We start from the raw sequence: 393 nt of genomic DNA on the forward strand, positions 1-393 counted from the left end.
TGAACCGTACCGGGTTTGTCGGAGACTCAGTATTCTGAGATGAGAAGCATTGCTTCGCAAGACGTAGCGAAGCGTAGTGTCCCGATGACCAAATTAAAATATACCCCTGAAATCAGAGAAAGAGCGGTTCAATTATTGATTGAATCTGAAAAAGACTATCCATCTAATTGGGCTGCGATCACAGCTATTGCGCCTAAGATTGGTTGTACTCCTGAAACACTTCGTGCTTGGCATCAAAAGCATTTAGATGAGCAAAATCCTATCAAAGTACAACAGATCTCTGATCAAGAAAAAATGAAGCAAATGGAACGTGAAATCAAAGAATTAAAGCGTGCCAATGAAATTCTGCGTAAAGCAGCCGCTTTTTTCGCCCAGGCGGAGCTCGACCGCCCA

1 pseudogene is annotated in these 393 nt (G+C 43.3%); it reads left to right on the top strand.

Annotated features, from left to right (window positions below):
• Nucleotides 1–84: 84 nt before the first annotated feature.
• Nucleotides 85–393: pseudogene (locus OKC24_RS19940) on the top strand (transposase); the annotation flags it as partial.

The organism is Acinetobacter entericus (assembly GCF_026168575.1).
Classification (GTDB): Bacteria; Pseudomonadota; Gammaproteobacteria; order Pseudomonadales; family Moraxellaceae; genus Acinetobacter; species Acinetobacter bouvetii.